The following is a 24,929-nucleotide window of genomic DNA, read 5'->3' as shown; positions in this document are numbered from 1 at the left end:
GAGCCGTACGAGTGCTGTGTCTCCTGCGAGTGCCGCCGATGCCATGCGTCCTGAGCGCCGTCGGTGCCGCCCGCCGGTCACGATGTGAGCGGGAGTTCGAGCAGTTCCGACGCCGCCTGCTCCCCGAGTTCCTTGCACCACTTCAGGTCTTCCGCGACGGACCGCTTCCCCAGCCGGTGCAGCTGGCCGTTGCGCATCTGGCGCAGCTGGTCGCAGCCGAAGAGCACGTCGCTCCGGCGTGCGACCATGCGCCGCAACGGGTGGTCGTCGCGCGCCTCCGCGCTGATCAGAGCCGCCGCGATGAGCACGCCGATCTTCGTTCCGTCCGGCGGCTTCGGCTCGCCGGCCAGCTCTCCGAGGGCGTCCGAACCCGTGCTCACGACGGTGTAGGGAACCTCGAAGGCACCGATCCGTTCGGCGGCCTTCCTGATCGTCTCCCTGGCCACCTGCGGCGCCCACAGTGGCTCGGGACCGCCATTCGGGTGACGCCGGCGACGCCCCGACGCCCGCTGCGCCGCCCGCGTCCGAAGCGGTTCTGCATGGCGCGCGGGCATCGGGTACGCGATCGCCAGCCGGTGGAACAGTTCCTCGAAGAGCGAGAACGACGCCCACACCGCCATGCGCAGCGCCTGATCGGTCTCGCCGTCGTAGAGCGCGGTCCGCAGGTCGATGAGTTTGCTCAGCACGCCGGCGTCGCCGCGTACCTTTGCGCCGAACTCCATGACCAGTTCCGCCTCGGCCTGCGCGCGGGCTCGCTTCGTGGCCCCCTTCAGGTCCGCGCCGACCGCCTCGCCGCGCCTTCTGAACAGCCGGTCCAGCCGCTCCGCCAGCTCGGGACGGCCCGCGGCCCAGTGCTCGACGAGGCGGCCGAACATCGCGTTGGCGGTGAGGCCGAAGGGGTCGTGCGCGATCCAGCCCTCTCCGGGCAGGTCGGGACCGGCGGTTTCGATGACGCCCAGGATCTCGACCGGTTCCGGCTCTCCGATGAGGGCCACCCGGGAGAGTTCGGCGAGCGGCTCCCCGGTGGCGACGCGGCCGGCGTAGGCCGCCTGTTCCTCCTCCACGTCCTGGAGTGCGTCGAGGTGGTGTTTGCGCGCGAACTCCTGCGAGCTGGCGTTGATCCGAGCCAGCCGGTCGCGGCGCACAACCTCCATGATCTGTTCCGGGTTCGGCGCCTTGGGGCTTTCGTCATCCATCCACATGCGCAGCCCCCGCACTGTGGCGGGCCGTCCGGCCGTCCCGAGGTCGATGACCACGTGGTCGGCCTCCCGGTGGACGACGTGAACGTCCGGCAGCCGCTCGGCGGTGCGCGGCCACAGATCGCCGGTCACCGGGTCGTAGAAGACGTAGCGCACCGCCCACTCGGTGTCCTCGTCGGTGCTGCCGGTGCGCATCGCCGCACGTCCCCGCTCGGTGGGCTCGCCGCCGCGGTCCAGCAGGCCGTCCCGCTTGGCGGTGTCGATGACGTACGCGCACAGTCGCACGTGCAGTCCCGTCAGTTCGCTCACCCGGTCGGGCGTGCGCACACCGGCCTCGCACAGTCCGAGGACGACTCTCTGGAAGAGGTCGAGACCGCGGCGTGGGATGAGCGGGGCGGTGACCCGGTAGGCCCAGGCGGGGACGGTGACGTGGATCCGTCTGTCCTTGTCCTCACGGATCAGCGCGCTGCCGCGGATGAACGACAGGAACCTGGGGTTACCGAACGAACCGGCCATGATCGCCTCCTTCACGGCACAGCTTCAGGAACTCGGTGAGCGGCGCCACCCCGCCTGGTGCGCGCGGTTCCTCGAACATGGCCGCGTCACCGACCACCATCAGCAGCCGGCGCTGCCGGCTCATCGCCACGCAAAGCCGGTTGGTCAGCGTGAGGTGGCCGTAGCGGCGGCCCACCCAGCGCCGGTGCGCCGCCGCATCCGTGGGCGGGATGTCGTCGCCGGGCGGCGCCGATCTGGTCGCGGAGAGCAGGACGATGTCGAACTGCTTGCCCTGGAACGAGTCGACGCTGCCGACGTGCAGGCGGTTGAGCGGATCGCCCTTGCTGTTGTGCCGGTACCGCTCGCCCGCCTCGTAGTGCCCCTTGTCGTCGCGGACGGCCACGCCGCGTCTCTGCAGGGCAGCACCGATCTCCTGCACCTGGCGGGTGTAGAACGACATGACTCCGATCCTGAGGTCCGGAGCGGCGTCGAGCAGCGCGGGGATCCGCTCCACCAGCCAGTCGCTCTCGGCCGGCCGGTAGACGCTGCGGACCCGGAACTCGTTGCCCCGATCGGCGGGGATGTCCACCCAGACGGCCACCGCCTCGCCGTACTCCCGCAGGCCATGGGCGAAGCCCTCGGTACCACGCGGCGACCGCAGGGCTCCGTCGTAGAAGTTGCGGCTGACGAAGTCTCCGAGGACGCTGTGCATCCGGAACTGCGCATCGAGGGTGACGACCCTCCGGACCGGTGAGCCCTTGTTGTCGTGCGCGCGGAACAACCGCTCGAACAGGCTCTGCCGCAACGTGTCCTGAGTCGATCCGTCCTGCCGCACGAGTGCTCGTTCAACCTCGGGCTCCAGCAACGGCGGGAGCTGGAGATGGTCCCCCACCAGAACGATCCTGCGGGCCGCCAGCGCCATGGGGATCATCAGGTCGAGCGGATTGGCGCGGGCCGCCTCGTCGATGATGACGGTGTCGAAGACGACGTCCTCGTCGGTCCCCACCTGCTTGGCCTCGACGACCTTCTTCGAGGCGGCCTGCTGGCAGGTCGTGGCGTACGAGGCGGTGTAGGCCCGCAGCGTCCACTCGACGGCCAGCGGGTCACCCTGCAAAGCCTCGTAGTAGTCGGCCAGGGCAAGCGTCGCTCCCATGTCAGGGGTTCGGCGCAGCGACTCCTCCATCTCCGCCACCGCCTGGTTGAGCAGGTCATTGATCAGCGGATCTGCGGCGCGCACCGGTTCGGGTCCGGTCTGCGGCAGAAGCCGGTCGATCAGGCGGTCGCGCAGCGCGGCCAGCTCCTCCAGCGGCACCTGCGGATTGTCTGGATCGCTTTCCGCCGCCCGTTCGAGAAGCGCGAGATCCGCCGCGGCGGGACCGCCGTCGGCGACGATGACCGTACGCAACCGGCGCAACGCTTTGGCCGCCGCCTGCGGGCCGTCGTCGGCGAAGGCCTCCGACGTCGTGCGCAAGGAGCGGGCAGCCATCAGCGCGAGCTCATGGGCCTCGTCCACCGGCTCGTTCCACCCACCCGGCGGCGCGGTCGCCAAGGTGATCCGCAGCTCGTCGCCTGCCGCCCGCAAACGCTCGGCAAGCTCAGCGGAGATGTACGGGCGGGCCTGGCCGTACACCTCGGCCAGCAGCTCCACCGTGCCGTCGGGAGCCGGCGGCGTGAGCCAGTAACCGGCGACGAGGGCGCTGAGCCGGCGCAGCGTCAGCACGGCCTCCCCCGGCTCGCCCAGCCGCTCGGGGAGATGTGCGGTCGCGGCGTCCCGCAACCGGTCGCGGAGCACCCCTGTACCGCGATCAGCCCGGTCGATCTTGTTGGCCGGGATCCCGAAGATCACGGACCGTTCCGCCATCTCCTCGACGGCGGCGTGCTGGAAGCTGGCCAGCAGAATGCTGCCGCGCACATGGGCATACGACCTGCCGGACTCGGCGAGCCGGGTCTGGATCGCCGATATGACCTCCGTCTTCCCCGTGCCCGGCGGCCCCTGGATGATCGCGATGTCCGGGGTGTTGAGCGCCACGTCGATCGCCGCCTGCTGGCGGTGGGTCGGTTTCCCGTCGAAAAGGTCCCAAGCCGCTTCAGAGTACGGATCGATCCGCTCCGGCGGATCTGCCGCGACCTGCTCGCCCTCAAGGAGGGCGAGCAGGTTGGGGATGTTCGTGCCACCGCGCAGGATCCGTTCGTACGCCGCCCTGCGCCGGGCCAGTTGCCTGCGGTCGCCGCGGAACGAGAGGAACAGGAACCCTTCCGGTTCCGGCTGGACGGCCTCGTCACCGCCGACGCCCGCCGGGCCCCGGCGCTGCAGTTCGGTCCGCTTGATGTCGATCGTGCCTTCTGCGACGTCCACCGCGACAACGGTGCCGCTGAACCGATGCCTTTCGAGCCGCTGCCGGATCACGTCCCAGTCGTCGTCCGCGGCTTCCGCGTCGTCCACGTCGATGTCAGGGTTGGCCAGCACGGGCGGCAAGCGCTCCGACGCCTCCAACTCCAGAGTGTCGCCGTCTTTGAGCACCTGCTGCGCCTGCTCCAGCAGAGAGTGCCGGCGGCCCGAAGGATCCTCGGCGGCGACGACCTGGAAGCGGTGAACCCCACCCGAAAGCCGGCTCCAGCTTCGGTAGGTGACGTATCGCGTCTCCTTCACCTGCCGGCGTAGATGACGCGCCTCCAGCCGGTTGTACTGGTTCCACAGCGCCAGGAACCCGTGGCCCGCGGTGAGCCGTTCGATCCATCGCTCCATGTCGGCGCGCATCTGGGCGACCTGAGAAACATCCTTGAAGTCGACGTCCGTGGTGACGAGCCGCAGCCGGCGATTCAGATCAGCGCTGGTGGTACGCCTGATCTTGTGCATGTGGAGGCGGCCGTCCTTGGTCCGGACGTCGGCGGCGAAGCCCCGGCCGTGGAGGTGGTAACCCGTCGGCGCGCCGTGTTCTCCCACCACCGTCGAGACGATCACACGTCCGGGCGTGCCCGCCGGTGTGCCCGGCGCCGCAGGCAGCAGGAAGCGGTCGCGCAGCCAGCCGATCGTCCGATCGGTCTGCGTCGCATAGGCCTGGCTGTCCTCCCACCTGGCCACCGTTCTCGCCACGTCAAGGTCGACGGCGATCTCCTGAGGTGGCAGCGTCCCGCCCGCCCCGTATCGGTAGAACGTCACCCCCAGCCGTGCTCTTGAGGTGCGCTCCCTGGTCAGTACATGCGACTCCACCACGATCGCGACGTAATGCGCCCCACCGCGTCTGACCGATTCCAGCTTTTCCCTGTCCTCGCGCTGCAGGGGTGCCACCGGCGCCTGTGCGGCGCCGGACCAGGCGACGATCCTGCGGTCCGGTGACCACCTCAGCCTGATCTCGTCACCGGCCTTCGGATAGCTGCCGCTCTGCCAGTCGAGCCAGACGAGGGCCTCGGCGCCTGGCAGCGGAGCGGTCGGCGGCCGCTTCACGGCCGGGCCTCCGATCTCCGTACCCGGGCGAACCGCAGCATCCGGTGCGGGCTTCCTGGTGGTCCGAACCGTACGATCCATCGCGGCGCGGCCCGATCGGCCGGTAAGGCCAGCTCATCCGAGGGTTCGACGACCAAGAGCTCGTCGTGATCGGGCGCCGGCGTCAGCCAGAGGGGCATGGGTCCCGGGTTCCTCACCACCAGCCGGTGCTCCGCCTCCCAGTACAGCCACGCCACCGGCGCGGTGTCGTACTCCACAGCGTCCATGCGCGAAGTGCGCCCGGTGATCGGGAGCCATGCCCCCGGCGGCACCGCCAGCGTCTGTCCCGCCGGAGCGGGCTTGGGCATCCCCGAGCGGACGAACTCCACCACGGCGACGAGGGGATCGGGCGCTCGAAGACCGCACCAGGGACAGGCCGGCAACCGCACGTCGATCGATTGCGGGCAACCGGCGCAGGCCAAGGTCAGATCGGCGGCCGACCGCAGCGCGGTACGCCACTCCCCGGCCGTGGGGCGCGCCTTGGCGTCCTCAAGCCCGTCCTGGAAGGTCCGGCGGGCGAGCTCGCGTAGTTTCGATGCCAGCACCCGCTCGCGCGGGAGGCCGTACCGCGTCCGGTTCGACGGATCGTCCGGATGGTCGATCCACGGCAGCTTGCCGCTGTAGGCATGCTCGAGGAGCTCCGGATCGCCTTCCTGGACGGCATCGCCGAGGAAGGGGTGCGCCAGGGTGAGCACCTCGAAGGCGATCACGGCGAAGGCATAGGCGTCGGTTGCGCCGGTCACCCCGGACCGTCCGTCCAGCAACTCCGGCGCCGCGTATCCCGGGGTGGCGATGGTGTCCGGCACGACGGACTCCGACTGTACGAAGTCGACGTCGACCAGGCGGACCTCCTCGTGCCGGGGGGTGTCCGAGACCATCACGTTGGCCGGGGACGGGTCGGCGTAGACGACGCCCTTGGCGTGCAGCGCGGCGAAAGCGTCCGCGGCGCGGCTCAGCAGCCTGAGCCGGCGCCGCAGTCCTCCCGTCCCGGCGTACCAGTCGAGCAGGTCGCGGTCGCCGGGCGCCGATGCCAGCGTCTGGATCGCAACCATGTCGTCCAGGAGTTCCATCGAGTACCCCACGTGCGGCGCGGCCAGCATGGCCAGCGGGCGAGAGATCGGCACTCCGTCGAGATCGAGCCGTCTGATCACGCCGATCCGGCTCCGCAGCCGCTGTCCGCTGCGGGCAGTCCGAGCGTGCATCAGCTTGATCGCCACCCTCCCTTCCGAGGCCCACACCTCGGCCTGCCCGCCGGCTCCGATCCGGCGGAGCAGCGGAAGCGGCCGTCCCTGCTCGTCGCGGACGATCATCTGCCCGGCACTCCTCACGCCAGGAACTCGTCGAGTTCGTCGAACCCGATCTCCGCGGAGGACTGCCTGCCCGCGCGCGCCTGCCTACTGACGCTCATGGTGAGCCACGAGAAGTAGCGGGTCAGAAGGTGTGCCTGGTCAGCGCGTTGCGGTTCGATGGACGGATCACCGATGAACGCGCGCAGAACCTGGAAGTCGTCGTCGTCCATGTCCTGGCCGATACCGACGGCCAGCCTGATCGCCTTGGCTCCGCGCGGCGAGGCCAGCAACCGCTGGAGCGGCCCTTCCCACTCATCGGTCGGTTTCCCGTCGGACACGAGAATCAGCGTCGGCATGAACGCGTTTCGCGGGATCACCCGCTCATCGGCGAGTAGTTCCGTGAGCAGGTCGAGCGCGGCACCGAAAGGGGTGCGACCACCGGCGCGGAGGTCGCTCCACTGCAGTTCGGTGGCGGGAACAGGTGGTTGATGCAGCGCTGCGGTCTCCCCGCCGAAGGCCACGACGCCGACCTGGATCTCACCGCGGATGGTTCGTTCAGCGGCGAAGCTCCGAATCATCGTGGCGATGCAGTCGTTGAGCGTCTCGAGCTTGCGCAGATGCGTCATGCTGCCGCTGACGTCGGCGAGCACGATGACGGGCAGGGAGCGGGGCGGAGCCGCGCTGGGGCGCGGGAGAGGCGCGTCGAAGGGTGATTCCTGAGCCAAGGCTACCTCGTCAACTCATGTCTATTGACCGGAAAGCGAGCCTTGCAGGCTTTCAATATTCACACCGGAAGTCAAGATTCTCTCGATACGAGAAATGGACATTCAGCCCAGAATCCGACTTACGATATGCAACGCAACCAGGTTTCCTTCACCATTCGACCTTGATGCATGCGACGACCGCCCGGGATTCAGCCACGAGTCCCCGGCGAGCCGCCGTACAACCCTTCGCTTGCACTTCCCGCACCTCTTCCAACCCCTTCACACAGGGCGTGGACCAGCTAAGGGATCCGATCGACCTCCCCATCCGGCGGGGAACACCAGTCATGAGCACATGGTCGCTCGGTAGTTTCTCGCGTGTACCCGGTACGGCACGGCCCGCGGCGACGACACCGGCAGGCCCGCGAGGACTTATTGGATAGAACGGCACGAAAAGGCACATCACAGCAGTAGGCAGCACCGATCAGCTCAAAGGCACTTTCCTCATGGCGATTCCTCTCACCCGCTCCACCACGAAGGCCCAGGTCAGGGACAGATTCCCGAACCGGGCCTTGATTGTTCTCGCGCCGACCGTATCCACGCGCCGCGTGTGGCGGCGGCCGACCTCGCCCGGGTCCGGGATCGATTCCTCGCCGATCACGCGGGCGCGGAGGACTTATGGGAGGAGCACCACAAGACCCTCCAGCCCCGGCCCATGTGACGCGGCTCGTGGTCTGACTGCAGAACGACTCGGGTGGCGCCGACGATGGTCGGCCCGTCACTGGCGGTCGCGGCCACTCCTCTTCCCGTTACCGAACATGAATGCGAACTGGCCGGGACCTTAACGATCTCCGCCGCCTGTTCCCCGTGTTGATCACGCCTCTTACGATCATGCCGCAACCGCTGGTCATACCTCTCCCAGAGCGCGTGGATCGGAGACCGAAGAGTGGCATCAAAACGCGCCCGCGTCCGTCGGAGGACCCCGTCAGACCGGGCCATCGCCGCTGTGTTGTCCATAGGACTGGCCGTAACCGTCGCGGATATTCCCACGGCGTACGCGGACACCCCCTCCCCCCAACCCCCACCGACGGCCGCCCCGGCCGCCCCGACCGACCCCTCCACCGCTCCGGCCGGGCCCAGCGCGCCCGATGAGAGCTCGGCCAGGCTCACCGCCCGGCTCACCGGCAGGCGGATCGAGATCGAATCGGCACGCACCGAGACCTCCACCACCTACGCCAACCCCGACGGCTCCCTCACCGAAGAGATGTTCGCCGGGCCGGTCAGGGTGCGCGACGGCGCCGGGTGGAAGCCCGTCGATCTCGCGCTCACGGCGGCCGCCGACGGCACGGTGACCCCCAGGTCGCACGGCAGGGCGCTGCGCATCGGCGGGCGCCCGAGCGGCGCCAAGCAGGCCGCGGCCTCCGCGACCGACCTGATCAGCGTGGCCGCCGGAGACACCCGCCTGACCCTGCGCTGGCCGGGCGCGCTCCCGTCGCCGCAGGTGTCGGGCGAGACCGTCACCTACCCCGGCGTGCTGCCCGGCGCCGACCTGACGGTCACCGCGACCAGGACCGGCGCCGAGCAGTTCCTGCTGCTCAAGCAGCGGCCCGCCGTCCCGCTGTCCTACCGGCTCCGGCTGGAGGCCCCCGGGCTTACGGCCCGCCAGGCCAAGGACGGCGGCGTCGACCTGGTGGACAAGCGCGGCAAGGTCGCGGCGACCGTGCCCGCGCCCGTGATGTGGGACGCGCGGGTGGACCAGGCCTCCGGTGAGCACACGCATCGCGCGCCGGTGAAAATGGAGGTGTCGGGCAAGGACCTCGTGCTCACGCCCGATCCGGCCTTCCTGAGCGACCCCGCCACCGCTTACCCGGTCACCGTCGACCCGTCGCTCAACGTGGGCGAGGCGTTCGACACGTTCGTGGAGCAGGGCTACAACACCGACGAGTCGGCCTCCACCGAACTCAAGATCGGCAACAACGGCAGCGGGCAGATCGCGAAGTCGTTCATCACCTGGAACACCTCCGGCCTGGCCGGGCGGAAGATCCTTTCTGCCACGCTCAACCTGTGGAACTTCCACTCCTGGTCCTGTACGGCCAAGAACTGGGAGGTGTGGTCCGCCGACAACGCCTCCACCTCCAGCCGCTACCCGGGCCCCGCCATGGCGGCCAAGTACGCCACCTCCAGTCAGACCAAGGGCTACAGTTCCGCCTGCGCCGACGGCTGGGTCACCGCCAACGTCACGTCGCTGGCCCAGTACTGGGCGGACAAGGGCTGGGCCAAGTCCGGCATGGGGCTGCGCGCCTCGGACGAGTCCGACCCGTACGGATGGAAGCGGTTCAACTCCGGCAACGCGGCTTCGCACACGCCGTACATCGCGGTGACGTACAACTCCTACCCGAGCACGCCGCTGTCCGTCTGGACCAACCCGAACAGCGAGGTGGGCGGCGTCCTCTACACCAACACGGTGACGCCCCTGCTGTACGCCCATGTCGGCGACGCCGACGGCGGCAACGTGCGCGCCAAGTTCGAGGTGTACGACGGCAGCACCGCGGTCACCACCGGCCTGTACGGCGCGTACGTGGCCTCCGGCGGCTTCTCGAACGCCACCATGCCGGCCGGCAAGCTGACCAACGGCCACACCTACACGCTCAAGGCCTGGGCCAACGACGGCTCGCTGGACTCCAAGCAGTCCCAGTCCCGGCAGTTCACCGTCGACACCACGCGGCCGCCGGCGCCCACGCTGACCAGCGGCTCCCACCCGGACTCCGGATGGCACGGCGACGCCGGTGAGCCCGCCACGTTCACCGCCACGCCGGCCGACTCCGACGTCGCCAAGATCGCCTACCGGCTCGACGACGGCGACACGGCCACAGCGGCCACGACCGGCGCGGCCGTCACGTTCACGGTGACTCCGCAGGCCGCGGGGCCGCACACGCTGACGGCGTACGCCCTGGACCGGGCGGGCAACGCCTCGGAGGCGGTGACGTACAGCTTCAACGTCGGAGCGGGCGCGCTGACCGCGCCGGCCGACGGCACGCGTACGGCCCGCCGCACCGAGCTGGCCGCGACCGGGCGCGGCGAGTACGACCGGGTGACCTTCCAGTGGCGGCGCGCGCAGACCGACGAATGGGCCGACATCCCCGTCGCGAACGTGCTCGGCGCCGACGGCAAGCCGCTGGCGGGCTGGCCGGTCGCGGCGAAGGTCGCCGGCGGCACCGCGACGGTGTCGGGGCTCACCTGGAACCTGGTCGACCAGCTCAGCGGCGACGGCGCCGTCCAGGTCCGCGCCGTGTTCGCCAACGCCTCGGACTCGGCCGGCACACCGGCCGCCGACGTCGTCGCGGACCGGCAGGCGTCGGGAGCCGAGACGCAGAAGGTGGGGCCGGGCAGCGTCAACCTGCTGACCGGCGACTTCCGGGTGGAGGAAAGCGAGGCCGAGCTGTTCGGCCTGGCGTTGTCGAGAACGAACTCCTCGCGCGACCCCAAGGCCGGCGCCAAGATCGCTTCGCAGGTGTCTCCGTTCGGCCCCGAGTGGTCGGCCGGCGGCGTGTCCGACGTCGCCGACTCCGAGTACGCGGCGCTGCGCGAGACCTCCGCCAGCTCCGTCGAGGTCACGCTGGTGGACGGTACGCCCATCCAGTTCACCAAGACCCGCGACGGCTGGAAGCCGGAGGAGGGCGCCGAGGAGCTGACGCTGACCGGTTCCTACACGCTCAAGGACGCCGACGGCGTGGTCACCACGTTCACCAAGCCCGCGGGCGCGACCTCGTACCTGCCGGCCACGACCACCCCGCCCGGCGCGAACAACATCACACGCTACGTCTACGAGGCCGCGGGCGGCGCCCAGCGACTCAAGGCCGTCATCGCGCCCACCAGCGCGGTGTCCGACCCGGGTGTGGACTGCGCGCTGCCCTCGCCCAAGCCCGGCTGCCGGGTGCTGGAGCTCGTCTACGCCACGCAGACCGGCGGCGGCGACTACTCCGGCCGGGTCAAGCAGGTGCTGTTCCACGACTCCGGCACCCCCGTGGCCGTCGCGCAGTACGCCTACGACAGCGCCGGCCGCCTGGCCCAGTCATGGGACCCGCGCATCGCGCCTGCGCTCAAGACGGCTTACGGCTACGACACCAATGGCCGTCTCACCTCGCTCACGCCGCCTGGCCAGCTCCCGTGGACGTTCGTCTACGACGCCGACGGCAGGCTGACCAGCGCGGTCAGGCAGGCGCTCAAGCCGGGCACGGCCGACCAGGCGGATGGCGAGAACCGCACCTCCATCGTCTACAACGTGCCGCTGGACAAGGCCGCCGGTGGACCGGCCGACCTGCTGCCGCAGCACACCGCGGCCTGGGGGCAGCACGACAACCCCACCGACGCCACCGCCGTCTTCCCCGGCGACCAGATCCCCGACGGCCGCTCCTGGACCAGAGCCACCGTCAGCTACCTCGACGCCAACGGGCGGCAGGTCAACCAGCTCACGCCGGGCGGCCACCTGTCGGCCACCGAATACGACAAGTTCGGCAACGTCGTGCGCGAGCTGTCGGAAAGCAACCGCGAGCTGGCGCTCGGCACCTCGCCACGCCTGGCCGAGCTCGGCATCTCCGGGCTGCCCACGGCCGAACGGGCCGAGCTGCTGTCCAAGCGTTCGACGTACAACGACGACGGCACCCGGGAGCTGGAGACGCTCGGCCCGCTGCACGTCGTGTCGGTGGGCGGCGAGGACGCGGCGGCCAGGGAGCACACCGTCAACACCTACGACCAGGGGCGTCCCGGCGACGCGCCCACCAAGGACCTGGTGACCAGGACCGAGGTGAGCGCACGCCTGCTCGGCGGCGACGACCGGGACACGCGGGTGACCGCCACCGAGTACGACTGGACGCTCGGCAAGCCGCTCAAGACCGTCAAGGACCCCGGCGGCCTGAACCTGGTGACGGCCACGTCGTACGACGGCGACGGCAACGTCGTCAAGACCGTGCTGCCCAAGGGCAACGACGCGGCCACCACGATCACCACGTACTACACCGCCTCCGGCAGCGCGCCGTGCGGCGGCAAGCCGGCGTGGGCGGGACTGGTGTGCCGGACGGCGCCCGCCGGGAAGATCACCGGGGGTGGCGACAATCCCGACGAACTGCCCACCGCCATCACCACCTACGACCGCTACGGCAACCCGCTGACGGTCTCCGAGACCGCCAACGGCATCACCCGCGTCACCAACACCGCCTACGACCAGGCGGGACGCCAGATCCGCCAGTGGGTCACCGGCGGCGTGGGTGAAGCGCTGGGCGCCGTGGCCACGCTGTACGCGCCCGACTCCGGTGAGGTGGCCGAGCAGCAGCGCCTGGACGCCGCGGGCAACGTCACCGAGCGGATCGTCATGGCCTATGACCGGCTCGGCAGGCGGATCTCCTACACCGACGCCGACGGCGGGGTGACCAGGACCGAGTACGACCTGCTCGACCGGACCACCAAGGTGACCGACTCCGCGCCGTCCAGCGTCACCTACGGCTACGACACCGCGGCCGAGCCGCGCGGCCTGGCGGTGACGATGACGGATTCGGTGGCGGGAACGTTCACCGCGCGCTACGACGCCGACGGCGAGTTCGCCTCGGGCGATCTTCCCGGGGGCGTGCACGTCAGCGTGACCGACGACGAGACCGGCGCCGACGTCTCGCGCCTCTACACCAAGGACGGTCTGGACCAGCCCGTGCTGAGCAAGCAGGTCATCGAGACGGTGCACGGCCAGTGGGCCGCGGACGCGCGCAGCGACGCCGGGTACGAGCGCGCCTACGGCTACGACAAGGCGGGCCGCCTCACCTCGGCCAGGGAGTCGGCGGGCGGCGTGTGCGCGCTGCGCCGCTACGGCTTCGACGCCAACTCCAACCGGACCCGCCTGGCCGTCCAGTCGCAGGCGGACACGTGCCCGGAGGCCGACGACGCCGCGGCGGCGATCACCTCCTACGCCTACGACTCCGGAGACCGGCTGGTGGGCGACGGCTACCGCTACGACGCGCTCGGCCGTACGACCGCCCTGCCGGGCGGGACGACGTTCGACTACCACGTCAACGACCTGGCCCGCCGGCAGACCGTCGGCGGCCAGACGATGACCTGGGCGCTGGACCCGGCCGACCGGTTCAGGTCCACCACCACCGCGGCGGGCACCGTCGTGAACCACTACGGCTCCGATGGCGACTCGCCGCGCTGGAGCGCCGAGCCCGGCGGCACGGTGCTCAGGAACGTCTCCGGCTTCGACGGCGACCTGGCGGCCGTCACCGGCGCGAACGGCGACGTCCGCCTGCAACTGACCACGCTGCACGGCGACGTCGGCACCGAATACACGCTCGGCACCGAGACCGCCACCGTCGTGGACGCCGACGAGTACGGGGTGGCGCGCGGCCCGGCCCGCAGGTACGGCTGGCTGGGCGGCAAGCAGCGCGCCGCCGACACCCTGGACGGCACGATGCTCATGGGCGTGCGGCTCTACAATCCGTCGCTGGGCCGGTTCCTGCAGCTGGACCCGGTGCCGGGCGGCAGCGCAAACGCCTACGAGTACTGCTCGGGTGACCCGGTCAACTGCACCGACCTGGACGGCAAGTGGGGCTGCGGCTGGTGCCGCAAGATTCGCCACAAGGCCAGGCACGTCTGGCGCCGGGCCAAGGTCCACTACCGGGCGTTCCGGTACGGCTGGAACAGACGCACGGGCTTCGGCGGTTTCGTCCACCGGTGGTCGAGCAGCGGCCGGCGCTGGGTCAGCCGGGGATCCTTCATCGTCGGCGTGGGCTTCGGCACCTACAGCTGTCTCCGCAGGCGCACGCTGAGCGGCTGCGCCAGGGCGTACTGGGAGAACAGCGCGATCGGCGGCCTGTCCGGTGCGCTGTACGGCATCGGCCGCGTGGGGTGGCGGGGCCGCCACTGGTGGCGCCGCGGTCTCCGGTGACGCTCATGGGTGAATGAGGTAAGGCCGCCGAAGGTCTAGGGAAGTGCCTTTCCAAGCCAGGAAAGGCACTTCCCACACCATCGCCATGCCCGAAAGCCGCGTCGGACGCCGTCACACCCATCGCGACCGTCAGGACGAACCTCCCCGGCCGCGATGGAGACCTCAGGGGTTGATTCCCGCGGGGCTGCTGGTCGTCGGTCATCCGTCTGCGGCATCGGCGGTGCGCGGCGCGGGGTTGTCGTCGGCGACGGGGCAGGCGGCAGGCGAGCTCGTCGATCGTTGCCTGGCGCTGCCGGGCCAGCGCGAGCTCACGCACCAGCTCGGCGATGCGCGGTTGCGGTCGAGTGCCTGCGGTCGTCCGGTGCCGTCGTCACCCACCGCCGCCGCTGTCGCGGCCCTCCACTGCGCCTATCAGGCCGTCACAATGCTGACGCGGCGGCACACCGAACTGCATCCCACCCGCGAACTGCTCGTCCGCCCGCACCTACGCCTGTCCGCGGAAGGCCTTCACCGTGTGCTCGACCGCTGGCAGGCCGTACAGCGGGGTGTCGGCAACTGACGGCTCGTCCGAGCAACAAACGAGCAACGAGAAACAGAAAAAGCCGTGATCACCTTCGCGTGATCACGGCTCCGACCTGCTGGTACCCAGTCATTGAGATCGGCTACCCCACACCGCCCAGAGTCGAAAACCGTACAGTGGCGCTCCTGGCCATGTAACTGCGCTCGCGAGACAGTGGAACCACTGATCCCATTGCCGATCTCCTCGGGTGCCCATGAGCCGCTTCGAAGATCACATACCTCGTCTCCCCGGCCACCCTGTGCGAACAGACAAGATCATGCGGGGACGCGCCCCATGCCGATATTGGATATCCGCGCCTCTCGTCTTCACTGCGCTCTCAGGACTCATCACACTGGCCTGCACCTTGTTCCTTCCCCGATATGTCCTCGCGTGGGACCTGGGCACCGCCAAGGCACCGGACGACTACGCCGCCGCGGTGAACGACATCCGAACCGCCCTGCTCCAAGGAGTCGGTGGTTTGGTACTTCTGATCGGCGCCTATCTGACCTGGCGTCAACTACAGCTCAGCCGTCACGGGCAGGCCACCGAGTCCTTTGCTGCTGCCATCACCCACCTGGGCGATCCGAACCTGGACGTCCGCCTCGGCGGCATCTACGCTCTCGAACGCATCTCCCGCTCCTCCTCAGACGATCGCCGGTCTATCTCGGAGATCCTGTCCTCGTTCGTCGGCAACCGCAGCCGCGATCCTCAACGAGGTGCCGCGCACGCGCGGCAGGCCGGCACACCGCCTGGCAGCGATGTCAACCTTTCGCTCCGCGCCCCCGACATCCACGCAGCGCTGACTGTGCTCGGCCGCCGGGCCCCGATCCGAGGTCAGGTGCTCTTTCTCGACCGCCTGGTCCTTCCCAAGGCCAACCTCGCCTCCGTTCGACTCCGGGACGCGGATCTCCACTTCAGCGACCTGACGGAGGCCTCCCTCATCGGAGCCGATCTGACCCGAGCAGATCTCACCGGAGTAAGACTGGCTGGGACGAACCTCATCGACGCCGTTCTCTACCAGTCCGACCTACGCGACGCCGTCCTGACCGGGGTCATCGCGGAGGGCGTTGACCTTCGTGGAACAGATTTGACCAGGGCCGACCTGCGGAATGCCAACTTACGCGGCGCTCGGATGGACTACGCCGACCTTCGCGAGGCCACGCTCACCGGCGCCGACCTTGCAGGCGCCTCGCTGAAACGAGTGGTCTTCGACGAGAAGACCAAATGGCCCGAGGGCTTCGACACCTCACGCATCAAGCCAACGCGCCAACGGAATCTCCCACCCATCAGTCCCCGCACCTACGATGAATTCGCCGTCCCAAAGCTCGCCGCCGAGAAAGGCCGGCCATCCAAGTCCACGTAATCTGCCGATGATCACGCTATCTGCCACGGCGCGATGCTCCACGAGTTCACCATCACACTCGGCGGCGCAGCCCTCTGAGCTGCGTCGGGACGGCGGGATTTGAACCCACGACCCCTTGGCCCACTCCCACGACGGGCCGGGTCAGCCGATGCCGGCGGGATGCAGGACGACCTTGGTCCAGCCGGGATCCCTCCGGTCGAAGTGCTCGTAGCCGCCGGGCGCGTCGTCCAGATCCAGCTCGTGTGAGACGATCCACGACGGCCGGGCCTTCCCCTGGTGGATGAGGGTGCAGAGCTGCCGGTTGTAGTTCTTGACGTTGCACTGGCCGTTGCCCATGGTCTGGCCCTTGAACCAGAACATCCCGTAGTCGAAGGCGATCTCGCCCTGCTTGTAGAGGTCGTCGGGGCTGCCGGGATCCGTGGGGATGAACACGCCCACGACCCCGATCGTCCCGGCGAACCTCACCGACTTGACGAGGTTGTTCAGCGTCATGTTGGGATGCTCGTGCCCCTGGGGGTCGTGCGCCTGGAAGCCCACGCACTCGCAGCCCCGGTCGGCGCCCCTGCCGTGCGTGAGCTCCATGACCTGGTCGACCGGCGACGTCTTGGAGTCGTCGATCGGAATCGCCCCGATCTCCTCGGCCTTGGCCAGCCGGTCCGGGTGGCGGTCCACGACCATCACCATGCCTGCGCTCTTGAACGTCGCGGAGTAGGCGGCCATCAGGCCGACCGGCCCCGCCCCGTAGATCACGACCGAGTCGCCGGCCTGCACACAGGCGAGCTGGGTCGCGTGCCAGCCGGTGGGCCAGATGTCGGCCAGCATGACGTAGTCGCTCTGCCTCTCCCGCGCGTCCTCAGGCAGGACCAGGCAGTTGAAGTCGCCGAACGGCACGCGTAGCAGCTCGGCCTGGCCGCCGTTGTACGGGCCCATGTCCGCGAAGCCGTAAGCGGCCCCGTCCACCCCCGGCTCCGGGTTGGTGGTGAGGCAGAAGGCGGTCAGGCCTCTCTCGCAGTTGGCGCAGAAGCCGCACGCGACGTTGAACGGCACGCAGACCATGTCGCCGACGCGGACGCGTACCACTCCCGGCCCCACCTCGACCACCTCGCCGAGGTTCTCGTGGCCGAGGACACGGCCCGGCTCCAGGTCGGTCCGGCCTTCGTACATGTGCAGGTCCGACCCGCAGATGTTGGTCGTGGTGACACGGACCAGGACGTCGGTGGGCATCTCTATCCGCGCGTCCGGCACGTTCTCGACGCCGACCTGTCGGGGTCCCTCGTATACGACTGCCTTCATGATGTCCTCGCTTCTAGAGCAGCAGCTCGAAAACGCGGATCACGCGTTCCCACTGCTCGGTCCTCGGATTCTTCAGGCCGGGATCGAGGATGGTGAACGTGAGCGCCAGCGCCAGCGACAGCCCGCCGACGATCTCGGGCAGCCGTTTTCTCACCTCCTCGCCGATGGACAGGTCGAGCGGAGGCAACGCCGCGAGCTGCTCCAGGATGGGCTTCAGCTCGATGTCCTCGTCGAGGTCGCGGAACCGGTGGATGCTCTCCTGGAGGCCCTTGGTGATGGGCAGGTCCCAGGTCTCGACGACGTCCCGGACGTTCGCCTTCGCGTGGGCCTGGCCGATCACCAGCAGGTCGTACAGCTTCTGGTTCACGAAGTCGCTGTAGCGCCGGAGATCCTCCTTGTCGACGTCGAGGCCCGCCGCCGTCCTGAAGAACCGCTCGAACCTCGGCACCGCCATCACTTCTGCCATCGCCAGTCCCCTTCCTCCCCGCGTGGGCGCTCAGCCCCTCAGCTGAAGGTGTTCGTGCACGAGGCGCACGGCCATCGCGCCCTCGCCGACGGCCGACGCGACCTGTTTGATCGACCCGTTCCGCATGTCGCCGGCCGCGAACACACCCGCTCTGCTGGTCTCCAGCGGGAACGACCGGCTCGTGGAGTCCGGCACGCCCTCGCCACCTTGCCGCTCAGTACGACGAGGAAGGCGGCGCACGGGTCGCCCTCCGCGAACAGCACGTCGTCCCGGTGAGCCGGGCGACGCTCGCCGTGGGCGGCCGGCGTCCGCATCTGCACATCGCTCAGCCGGGGGTAGGCGCCCTGCGGATCGGGCGACTCGGTGAGCTCATCCGGCCAGCGCATCGCCGACCCACTTCCGCAACACGGGCGCCGGCGCCGCACCGGCCCGCTGGGCCACGACCCGCCCCAGCCGCAGGACGACGAGCGTCGGCACGGCTCGCACGTCGAAGCGCCGCGACGTCTCTGGCGCCTCGTCGATGTTCACCTTCACCAGCTTGATCCGCCCGGCCAGCTCGGTGGCGACCTGCTGGAGCGCCGGGCTCACCATGCGGCAGGGCCCACACCAGGACGCCCAGAAGTCGACGACGACCGGAATCCGCGCCGCCTCGGCGACCTCGGCGAAGTCCTCGTCCCGCGCGTCCACCACCCAGGGCAGCGACTCGCGGCACTCGCCGCAGCGCGGCGCTCCCGCCCCCGCCTTGGGCACGCGGTTGTTCCGGCCGCAGTGCGGGCACCGGACGACGCTCGACTCGACGACCTTCGGCGGCATCGGTCAGCCCTCCGGGTTCTCGTACGTGACCACGATCTCGCCGCCGGACAGTTCCACCCGGATGGTCGCGCCGTCGCGGACGTCGCCGGCGACCAGCGCCCGCGCGACCCGGGTCTCCACCTCGCGGGCGATGTAACGCCGCAGCGGGCGGGCTCCGTAGATCGGGTCGAACCCGCGCTCGGCGATGTGGCGGACCGCCTCCGGGCTGATCTCGAGCGTCATCCTGCGCTCGGCGAGCCGCGCTCTGATGTCGTTGAACATCAGCGTGACGATCTGCTCGATCTCGGCCTCGGTAAGCGGCTTGAACAGCACGATGTCGTCGATGCGGTTGAGGAACTCGGGGCGGAAGCGGGCGCGCAGCTCCGCCATGACCATCTCGCGCACCTCCGGGTCGATCTCGCCCGACGGCGCCGCCTTCTCGCTGAGGTAGTGCGAGCCGATGTTGGACGTCATGATGATCACGGTGTTGCGGAAGTCGACCGTGCGCCCCTGGGCGTCGGTGAGCCGCCCGTCGTCCAGCACCTGCAGCAGCGTGTTGAACACGTCCGTGTGTGCCTTCTCGATCTCGTCGAAGAGCACCACGGAGTAGGGCTTGCGCCGCACGGCCTCGGTGAGCTGGCCGCCCTCCTCGTAGCCGACGTACCCGGGTGGGGCGCCGACGAGGCGGCTGACGGTGTGGCGCTCCTGGTATTCGCTCATGTCGACGCGGACGATGTTCTCCTCGGTGTCGAACAATGCCTCGGCCAGCGTCTTGGCCAGCTCGGTCTTGCCGACTCCGGTCGGCCCGAGGAAGATGAACGACCCGATCGGGCGGCGGGGGTCCTTGATCCCCGAGCGCGCCCGGATGATGGCGTCGGCGACCGCCCGCACGGCCTCGTCCTGGCCGATCACCCGCTGGTGCAGGATCTCGTCGAGCCGTAGCAGCTTCTCCCGCTCGCCCTCCTGCAGGCGGCTGATCGGGATGCCGGTCCACCGCGACACGATGCCGGCGATCTCCTCCTCGGTCACCACCTCGCGCAGCAGCCGGTGCCCGCCCTGCTTGCTCTCCAGCTGTTCCTCCGCGGCACGCAGCCTGCGCTCCAGTTCGGGAAGCCTGCCGTGCCGCAGCTCGGCCGCGCGGTTCAGGTCGTACATGCGCTCGGCCTGCTCGGCCTCCCGGCGTACGCTCTCGATCTCCTCGCGCAGCTGCTGCACCTTGCGCAGGGCGTGCCGCTCGGCCTCCCACTGGGCCCGCATGGCGTCGGCCTCGGCCCGCAGGTCGGCCAGCTCCTTGCGTAGCGTCTCCAGGCGCTCCCGGCTCGCCGGGTCGTCCTCCTTGGCGAGCGCCGCCTCCTCGATCTCCAGCCGCGTCACCCGGCGGGTCAGCTCGTCCAGCTCCGCGGGCATCGAGTCGATCTCTGTACGGAGCATGGCGCACGCCTCGTCGACCAGGTCGATCGCCTTGTCGGGGAGGAAGCGGTCGGAGATGTAGCGGTGGCTCAGCACGACCGCGGCGACGATCGCGCCGTCCTGGATCTTCACGCCGTGGAAGACCTCGAGCCGCTCGCGCAGCCCGCGCAGGATGGAGATGGAATCCTCGACCGACGGCTCGTCGACGAAGACGGGCTGGAAGCGGCGCTCCAGCGCGGCGTCCTTCTCGATGTGCTTGCGATACTCCGCCACGGTCGTCGCGCCGATCATGTGCAGCTCGCCGCGGGCCAGCATCGGCTTGAGCATGTTGCCGGCGTCCATCGCCCCCTCGGCGGCGCCCGCACCGACCACCGTGTGCACCTCGTCGACGAACAGCAGGATGCGTCCCTCGGACGCCGTCACCTCGGTGAGCACGGCCTTCAGGCGCTCCTCGAACTCGCCGCGGTACTTCGCCCCCGCGACGAGCGCGCCCATGTCCAGGCTGAAGATCGTCTTGTCCTTCAGGCCCTCCGGTACGTCGCCGCGCGCGACGCGCTGCGCGAGGCCCTCCACGATCGCCGTCTTGCCCACGCCCGGGTCGCCGATCAGGACCGGGTTGTTCTTGCTCTTGCGGGACAGGATCTGGACGACCCGGCGGATCTCGCCGTCCCGCCCGATGACCGGGTCGAGCTTGTCCGCCCGCGCCGCGGCGACGAGGTCGCGCCCATACTTCTCAAGCGCCTCGTAGGCGACCTCCGGATTGGCGGAGGTCACCCGCTGATTCCCGCGTGCCTGCGTCAGGACCTGCAGGAAGCGCTCACGGGTCAGCCCGTGTCCCTTGAGCAGCCGGCCCGCCGCGCTGTCGACGCCCTCGTCCAGCAGCGCCATCAGCAGGTGCTCGACCGACACGTACTCGTCCTTCAGCCGGCCGGCCTCCCGCTCGGCGGCGTCGAACAGCCGCGACAGTCGTTGGGTGACGTAGACCTGGCCGGGAGCGGCGCCGGGACCGGTGACGCGGGGCCGCCGTTCCAGCTCGTGCTCCAGTTCGAGCCGGAGCTTGTCCGGGTCGGCGCCGGCGGCGGACAGCAGGCGCGGGACGAGCCCGTCGGGCTGCCGGACCAGCGCCAACAGCAGGTGCTCCCCGTCGACCTCGGTGTGTCCGAAGCGGATCGCCGCGGTCTGGGCGTCGTGCAGGGCCTCCTGCGACTTCTGCGTCAGGCGGTTCAGGTCCACGATCTGTCTCCGGTCCATCTCGTATGGGTGCGCAGAGCCGCCTCCAGCTCCGCGATGCGGTCCAGGAGGTCCGTCACGAGGCCGAGGGAGGCGTAGTTGACGGCGAGCCCCGCGTGCAGGCGCTTAAGGCGCCCCACGGCGGCGACCTGGGCGGGCGGGAAGCACAGGCCGCCCGAGAAGCCGGTCCAGGCCTCGATCAGCCCGAGCGCCACCAGGCGACGCACCAGTTCCGGGTGCAGTCCCGTGGCCCGGGAGAAGGACTCCAGGTCCAGGTGCCCGACGTCCACCTGGGCGAGCCGGACGAGCGGATAGGTCATGACGGGCTCCTCGGGTTGAACGCCGAGATCCTGGCCAGTTGCTCGTACAGGCGGCGCTCCTCGTCGCCGAGCGTGGGCGGCACCATGATCCGGACCTCGGCCAGCAGGTCTCCGGGCCGGCCGCGCGGGTTCGGCATGCCCTGTCCGCGCAGGCGCAGGCGGCGCCCGGACGAGGTGCCCGGCGGCACCTTGACCTTCGCCTCCCCGCCGGGCGTGTCGACCGCTACAGTCGCCCCCAGCGCGGCCTCCGACGGCGTCAGCGGAAGGCGGACGTGGATGTCGCGCCCCTCGAGGCGGTAGCGGGGGTGGTCGGCGATCCGCGCGATCAGGTAGAGGTCGCCCGCCCTGGCGCCGTCGCTGCCCGCGCCGCCCTGACCCGCGAGCCGGATCCGCTGGCCGTCGGTCACGCCGGGGGGAATGTTCACCTGGAGGGTCCGCCCGCCTCCCGGGCCGGGGATCGTGATGCTCCGCCGGCCGCCGCGGTAGGCCTCCTCCACCGTGAGCGGCAGCTCGGCCTCCTGGTCGGCGCCGGGCACCGGGCCCCAGCCGCGGCCGGTCGCGCCGCGCCTGCGCCTGCCGAAGACGCCACCGAGCAGGTCTTCGAGGTCGATGCCCTCGAAGCCCTCGCCGGTGGTGAAGTGGATCTCCTCCCCGCCGGGTCCGCGCGCCCAGGCGGGCCCCTGTCCCGCCCAGCCCGGCCCCGCGCCGGCTCCCGCTCCGGCGCGGGCGCGCGCGTACGCCGCCGGGTCCACGCCCTCGGGCACCCGGCGGAAGTCCGGCCCGAACGCGTCGTACCGCCGCCGCGTCCCGGGGTCCGACAGCACCTCGTACGCCTCCGAGACCTCCTTGAAGCGGTCCTCGGCGTCCGGGGCCTTGTTGACGTCGGGATGGTAGGTGCGGGCCAGCTTCCGGTAGGCCCGCTGGATCTCGTCCTGGTCCGCCGTCCTCGGCACTCCGAGAGCCTCGTAGAAGTCGCGCTCCGCCATCACTCGTCGGCCTTCGTGGAGACGACGACGGAGGCCGGGCGCAGTTGCAGCGCGCCGTCGCCGTAGCCGGGCCGTACGACGTCGACGACGGTGCCGGCGTCGACGTCCGGGACGGCGACCGTGCTGACGGCCTCGTGCCTGGCGGGGTCGAATCGCGTCCCGACGTCGTCCCTGCGCGGGAAGCCGAGACGCGCGAGCACGCCGACCGCCTGGTCGCGGACGGCCCGGACCCCCTCGATCACCGCGTCGGCGTCGGCGCCCGCGTGCTTCAGCGCGAGTTCGAGGTTGTCGATCACCGGCAGCCACTCGGCCGCGACACGCGTACGCTCCTCGATCCGCTGCCGGTCCATGTCGCGCGCGACACGCTTACGGAGGTTGTCGAGGTCGGCGACGGCCCGCAGCCACCGGTCCTCCAGCTCGGCGAGCTTCTCAGCAACGGGTTCCTCGACGGCCTGCCGGGGCTCCGGAGGTGGTGTCTCATTCCGCTCGGTCATGTCATGTCACGGGCTATTCGGAGCTGGTGAACTCGGCGTCGATGACGTCCTCGTCCGAGGGGCCGGCGGCGGCCTGGCCGGGCCCGGCCTGAGTCGGCCCCTGGGTCTGGGCCTGGGCGGCGGACGCCGCCACGCCGAGGCCGTGGTAGACCTGCTGCAGCTCCGCGGTCAGGCCGCGCAGCCGGTCGACGGGCACCTCTTCCTTGATCGCCTGACGCGCCTCCATGATCAGCTGCTCGGCCCGCGCCTTCTCGTGCACCGGGACGGCCTCGCCCAGCTCCGACAGCCGGCGTTCCACCTGGTGGGCGACCGAGTCCAGCTCGTTGCGCGCGTCGATCGCGGCGCGAAGCTGCGCGTCCTCGGCGCGGTGCCGCTCCGCGTCGGCGATCATCCGGTCGATCTCGCTCTTGTCCAGGTTGGAGCTCTCGCTGATCGTGATGCGCTGCTCGGCGCCGGTGTCCTTGTCCTTGGCGGAGACATTCAGGATGCCGTTGGCGTCGATGTCGGTGGTGACCTCGATCTGCGGCACCCCGCGGGGCGCGGGCCGGATGTTCTCCAGCCGGAACCGGCCGAGCACCCGGTTGTCGGCGGCCCGCTCGCGCTCGCCCTGCAGGATGACCACGTCCACGGCCGACTGGTTGTCGTCCGCCGTGCTGAACGTCTCCGTGCGGCGGGCCGGGATCGTGGTGTTCCTGTCAATGATCTTCGTCATCACGCCGCCGAGCGTCTCGACGCCGAGCGACAGAGGAGTGACGTCGAGCAGCACGACGTCCTTCAGCTCGCCCTTGATGATGGCGGCCTGGACGGCCGCGCCGACGGCCACGACCTCGTCCGGGTTGACCGTCATGTTCGGTTCCTTGCCCGTCAGCCGCCGCACGAGTTGCTGCACGGCCGGCATGCGGGTGGAGCCGCCGACGAGGATCACCTCGTCGAGGTCGTTCGTCGTCAGCTTCGCGTCGGCCATCGCCTGCTCCACCGGGCCCCGGCAGCGTTCGAGCAGATCGTGGGTGATCTGCTCGAAGGTCGAGCGCATGAGCGTCGTGTTCAGGTGCTTGGGGCCGGTCGCGTCGGCCGTGATGAACGGCAGGCTGACCTGCGTCTGGGTGACCGCCGACAGCTCCACCTTGGCCTTCTCCGCGGCCTCGAACAGCCGCTGGAGGGCCTGCGGATCGCGCCGCAGGTCGATGCCCTGCTGCTTGTGGAACTCGTCGGCCAGGTGGTCGACGATGCGCCGGTCGAAGTCGTCGCCGCCCAGGTGAGTGTCGCCCGAGGTGGCGCGGACCTCGATGACGCCCTCGCCGATGTCGAGGACGCTGACGTCGAACGTGCCCCCGCCCAGGTCGAACACGAGAACGGTCTCGTTGCCCTTCTTGTCCAGGCCGTATGCCAGGGCCGCCGCGGTCGGCTCGTTGATGATCCGCAGGACCTCCAGGCCGGCGATCTTGCCGGCGTCCTTGGTGGCCTGCCGCTGCGCGTCGTTGAAGTACGCGGGCACCGTGACGACGGCCTCGTTGACCTTCTCCCCCAGGAACTTCCCGGCGTCCGAGGCCAGTTTGCGCAGCACGAAGGCGGAGATCTCCTCCGGCGCGTACAGCTTGTCGCGCACCTTGAACCGCACGGCGCCGTCCGGGCCCGGCACCACGTCGAACGAGACCGCCTTGATCTCGCTGCTCACCTCGTCGAACTTGCGCCCGATGAAGCGCTTGGCCGAATAAATCGTGCCCTTCGGGTTGAGGATCGCCTGGCGTCTGGCCATCTGGCCCACCAGCACCTCGCCCTGGTCCGTAAAGGCCACCACCGAGGGAGTCGTGCGCGACCCCTCGGCGTTCGGGACGACCGTCGGATGCGCGTCCTCGGTGGTCGCGATGACCGAGTTCGTCGTGCCGAGGTCGATGCCCACCGCCTTGGCCATGTCCTCAT

At 70.1% G+C, this 24,929-nt stretch carries 15 protein-coding genes and 1 pseudogene; 3 read left to right on the top strand and 13 right to left on the bottom strand.

Annotation, left to right across the window (positions count from 1 at the left end):
- Positions 1–77: 77 nt before the first annotated feature.
- The 4 genes from ABZ860_RS35030 to ABZ860_RS35015 are packed head-to-tail and all read right to left on the bottom strand — an operon-like array spanning position 78 to position 7,117.
- Positions 78–1,715, bottom strand: a complete 1,638-nt coding sequence (locus ABZ860_RS35030; RefSeq protein ID WP_357228749.1) for a hypothetical protein — start codon at positions 1,713–1,715, stop codon at positions 78–80.
- Positions 1,696–5,139 (bottom strand): AAA domain-containing protein, encoded by a 3,444-nt coding sequence (locus ABZ860_RS35025; protein ID WP_357228746.1) that lies wholly within the window; start codon positions 5,137–5,139, stop codon positions 1,696–1,698. The genes ABZ860_RS35030 and ABZ860_RS35025 overlap by 20 nt, the downstream gene beginning before the upstream one ends.
- A complete protein-coding gene (locus ABZ860_RS35020) occupies positions 5,136–6,488 on the bottom strand; it encodes a hypothetical protein (protein ID WP_357228743.1) in 1,353 nt (450 codons plus the stop codon). The genes ABZ860_RS35025 and ABZ860_RS35020 overlap by 4 nt, the downstream gene beginning before the upstream one ends.
- 14 nt (positions 6,489–6,502) lie before the next feature.
- Entirely contained in the window at positions 6,503–7,117 is a 615-nt protein-coding gene (locus ABZ860_RS35015; RefSeq protein ID WP_357228741.1) for a VWA domain-containing protein, read from the bottom strand.
- A 1,060-nt stretch (positions 7,118–8,177) separates the two neighbouring features.
- On the opposite strand from ABZ860_RS35015, the gene ABZ860_RS35010 reads away from it, so the two are divergent.
- The 3 genes from ABZ860_RS35010 to ABZ860_RS35000 all read left to right on the top strand — a co-directional run bounded on the left by ABZ860_RS35010 (position 8,178) and on the right by ABZ860_RS35000 (position 16,018).
- Positions 8,178–14,096: a DNRLRE domain-containing protein gene (locus ABZ860_RS35010; RefSeq protein ID WP_357228738.1), complete on the top strand. Its 5,919-nt coding sequence runs from the start codon at positions 8,178–8,180 to the stop codon at positions 14,094–14,096.
- Positions 14,097–14,265: 169 nt separating this feature from the next.
- The gene (locus ABZ860_RS35005; protein WP_357228735.1) at positions 14,266–14,655 is read left to right on the top strand and encodes a hypothetical protein; all 390 of its coding nucleotides are present in this window, start codon (positions 14,266–14,268) and stop codon (positions 14,653–14,655) included.
- Positions 14,656–15,019: 364 nt separating this feature from the next.
- Positions 15,020–16,018 (top strand): pentapeptide repeat-containing protein, encoded by a 999-nt coding sequence (locus ABZ860_RS35000; protein WP_357228732.1) that lies wholly within the window; start codon positions 15,020–15,022, stop codon positions 16,016–16,018.
- A 141-nt stretch (positions 16,019–16,159) separates the two neighbouring features.
- On the opposite strand, the gene ABZ860_RS34995 is transcribed toward ABZ860_RS35000, so the two are convergent.
- From ABZ860_RS34995 to dnaK, 9 genes and pseudogenes are all read right to left on the bottom strand, one after another.
- A complete protein-coding gene (locus tag ABZ860_RS34995) occupies positions 16,160–17,311 on the bottom strand; it encodes a glutathione-independent formaldehyde dehydrogenase (protein ID WP_357228729.1) in 1,152 nt (383 codons plus the stop codon).
- 13 nt (positions 17,312–17,324) lie between these two features.
- Entirely contained in the window at positions 17,325–17,777 is a 453-nt protein-coding gene (locus tag ABZ860_RS34990) for a DUF1931 family protein (protein ID WP_357228727.1), read from the bottom strand.
- 30 nt (positions 17,778–17,807) lie between these two features.
- Positions 17,808–17,942 (bottom strand): annotated as a pseudogene (locus tag ABZ860_RS34985) (HSGNP motif-containing (seleno)protein); the annotation flags it as partial.
- Between the two features lie 204 nt (positions 17,943–18,146).
- Positions 18,147–18,590 carry a thioredoxin gene (trxA, locus tag ABZ860_RS34980; RefSeq protein ID WP_357228724.1) on the bottom strand — a complete coding sequence of 148 codons (444 nt, stop codon included), beginning with the start codon at positions 18,588–18,590 and terminating at the stop codon, positions 18,147–18,149.
- A gap of 3 nt (positions 18,591–18,593) precedes the next feature.
- Entirely contained in the window at positions 18,594–21,230 is a 2,637-nt protein-coding gene (gene clpB, locus ABZ860_RS34975; RefSeq protein WP_357228722.1) for an ATP-dependent chaperone ClpB, read from the bottom strand.
- Positions 21,203–21,529, bottom strand: coding sequence for a chaperone modulator CbpM (locus ABZ860_RS34970; RefSeq protein WP_357228719.1), 327 nt, complete (start codon positions 21,527–21,529; stop codon positions 21,203–21,205). The genes clpB and ABZ860_RS34970 overlap by 28 nt, the downstream gene beginning before the upstream one ends.
- Positions 21,526–22,515 (bottom strand): J domain-containing protein, encoded by a 990-nt coding sequence (locus tag ABZ860_RS34965; RefSeq protein ID WP_357228717.1) that lies wholly within the window; start codon positions 22,513–22,515, stop codon positions 21,526–21,528. Before ABZ860_RS34965 ends, ABZ860_RS34970 begins: the two co-directional genes overlap by 4 nt.
- Positions 22,515–23,009: a nucleotide exchange factor GrpE gene (locus ABZ860_RS34960; protein ID WP_169988667.1), complete on the bottom strand. Its 495-nt coding sequence runs from the start codon at positions 23,007–23,009 to the stop codon at positions 22,515–22,517. The genes ABZ860_RS34965 and ABZ860_RS34960 overlap by 1 nt, the downstream gene beginning before the upstream one ends.
- Positions 23,010–23,022: 13 nt before the next feature.
- The gene (dnaK, locus tag ABZ860_RS34955; protein WP_357228714.1) at positions 23,023–24,921 is read right to left on the bottom strand and encodes a molecular chaperone DnaK; all 1,899 of its coding nucleotides are present in this window, start codon (positions 24,919–24,921) and stop codon (positions 23,023–23,025) included.
- Positions 24,922–24,929 lie beyond the last annotated feature (8 nt).

This window comes from Microbispora sp. NPDC046973 (genome assembly GCF_040644495.1).
GTDB lineage: Bacteria > Actinomycetota > Actinomycetes > Streptosporangiales > Streptosporangiaceae > Microbispora.
This window is presented reverse-complemented; position numbering and strand designations above follow the sequence as displayed.